Source organism: Thermoflexus sp. (genome assembly GCF_025055495.1).
In the GTDB taxonomy this organism is placed as follows: Bacteria; Chloroflexota; Anaerolineae; order Thermoflexales; family Thermoflexaceae; genus Thermoflexus.
The window spans coordinates 1-2374 of sequence record NZ_JANWXB010000376.1 but is presented as its reverse complement, the minus strand read 5'-3'; the positions used below and the strand labels follow the sequence as shown (position 1 = coordinate 2374).

2 protein-coding genes are annotated in these 2374 nt (G+C 61.5%); both read right to left on the bottom strand.

Annotated features, from left to right (window positions below):
• Positions 1-178 precede the first annotated feature (178 nt).
• A complete protein-coding gene (locus NZM16_RS12185; protein ID WP_295451577.1) occupies positions 179-1267 on the bottom strand; it encodes an LCP family protein in 1089 nt (362 codons plus the stop codon).
• Positions 1268-1676: 409 nt separating this feature from the next.
• A complete protein-coding gene (gene cdd / locus NZM16_RS12180; RefSeq protein WP_295451580.1) occupies positions 1677-2087 on the bottom strand; it encodes a cytidine deaminase in 411 nt (136 codons plus the stop codon).
• Positions 2088-2374 lie beyond the last annotated feature (287 nt).

The following is a 2374-nucleotide window of genomic DNA, read 5'->3' as shown; positions in this document are numbered from 1 at the left end:
GGCCCCCCGCACCGCCCCCGAAAACCCCCAAATTAAAAGTGGACAAAGCACTAGCCCGCAGCGATGATTCTTGCCGGCAGGGTTTTTCGCAGGATACGGGCCGCCCAAGGCGGCTTGTATCCTAAGTAATTCAGTTCGCTTCCTCCAGGGGCTTTAGGGGACAGAGCCGGGCGTCTCTCTAAGGTTCAGGGAAATCCGCCCCCAGGCGGATCAACAGATCACAAGCGCACCGGAGATCGGGGGTTTCCTGGATTGAGGTTAGGGGTAGATCTAGCCACCCTATCACCTGATGGGCAGCTTCCCAGCCCTCCGGGCGGATCAAGATCCGGGTCTCTGCATAATCGAAGCGATCGGCGTTCCCCACTTCCACAATCTCCACCCCCAGGGCCCGAAGAGATTCCGCCACCCGGGCTGCCAGCCCGGGTCGCATCGTGCCGTTTTGCACAGCCACCCGAGCTTCCAGACGAGGCACCTGAGATCCGAAGAGGTCGCTCAGGGCCTCCCGGACTTTCTCCGGGATCCGGACCAGCACCTCTGCCCCATCCGGCGTGGTGTAGGGTCGGGTCATCGAAGGACCGATCGTCACCATACGGATCCGTTCCTCGGGGATCCGGGCGGCCAGTCGCGCCAGTGCAATCATCTGTTCCAGCGTGAGGTTGGTGCGCACCCCCTCCTTCACCGTCTCCCACAGGGCAGGGGCGCGGGCGATCAGGCTGGGCAACATGTTCAACCGGAGCACCCGCTCCCGCACCGCCTGGATCACCTGCTGCTGACGGCGCATCCGATCGAAATCCCCCCCACGGGTGGCTCGCGTCCGCGCATATTTCAGCGCCGTCCGGCCATCGAGGTGTTGACATCCTGCATCGATGCGAAATGGCTCATAACCATAGTGCGCGTCCGGATAATGAGGATCATCAATGGCCTCTGGGACGCACAAATCAATCCCTCCAAGGAGATCGATCGCTTTCTCAAAGGCGGCGAAATTGATCCGCACGTAATAAGTCGTGGGAATTCCCAAATTATACCGAACGGTCTCCTGAGCAAGGGCGATCCCGCCGCCGGGGTAGCCATAGGCGTCTCCCAGGAAATGCGCCGTGTTGATCCGATTCTCCCCGAAGCCCGGGACCGTCACCCAGAGGTCCCGGGGGATCGACAGCACACCGGCGGAGAGCCCTACCGGATCCAGGGTCGCCACCATCATCGTATCCGTCCGCCATGGCCCCTGTTCCCCATCCCGCTGATCGATCCCCAGGATCAGAATGTTCACGCGCTCTTTTCCGGTCCACTCAGGAAAGCTCAGCGAAGGGCTCTCCGCGGGGCTGTTGGCTGAAACAACGGATTCGTCGCCCGAAGGGCTAGAGGGCACAGCGCGAAGCGCTTCCCGGAAAGCGAGGCGATAAGCCAGCACGCTCATCCCGCCCCCCAGCCCGATAACCCCGAAGAGCCAGAGCATCCAGAGCCAGCGGAGGGAAGAGCGCCTGGAGGGCGAAACTCGAATGCCCGATGCCATATGGTCTCCCCTCGAACTCCGCTCGCAACCCATCACGATGATCGTCCTAAGAGAGGCCTCGAAGGGCCCAGTCCCTCTCTCCACCTGAAAAAGAGCTCTCCTTCCCCCTCGTCTCTCGAGCTGCAGGAAGCGAAACATCCCTGCAGCCCAGCGCCCCACCCAGCCGTCAAGTGCCAGGCTGACGATGGACGGCCTTCAGATCCCCCGGTCCGAAGGGCTCTGGAAGCAAAGCGCGCAATGAGGTTTCCCGCACGGTTCCCCTGGCATCCACCAACAGAATTCGCAGATCCGGCGCAAACTCCGAGAGCACCTGACGGCACGCACCACACGGCGTGCCGCCGTTTTCGGTGGCGATGGCAATGGTGGTGAAACGATGTTCTCCCTCCGAAATCGCCTTGAATACAGCAACCCGTTCGGCGCACAAACCAAGGGGATAGACAGCGTTCTCCACGTTGCATCCCGTGAACACCTGGCCGGAGACGCTCAACAATGCGGCTCCCACACGGTAACCTGAATAAGGCGCATAGGCTCGCTCCCGCATCAGAAAGGCCAGCTCAACCAGCACACGATCTTCCATCGGCAGGACTCCCTCCACAGAATTCGGTAGGATCTTCTCAGCAGAATCACTCAGGTCGTCCGCTCCCCTCAAGGGCCTCTTGGGAGCCCGGTAACCCCCCCGCCTCCTGAATCCGCCCTCCTCACGGCGCTTTGGGCCATGCGGTTTACTGAATTTTAATCCCAACAGGAACGAAGAGTCCCTCCTCCCTTCCCACGGCCCATCGGGCCGTGGGAAGGGAGGAAAGGAAACATTCGGGAGCCAGCGGGACCCCCCGTTCCCACATCCAAGGGGGAAGAAATTAAGGC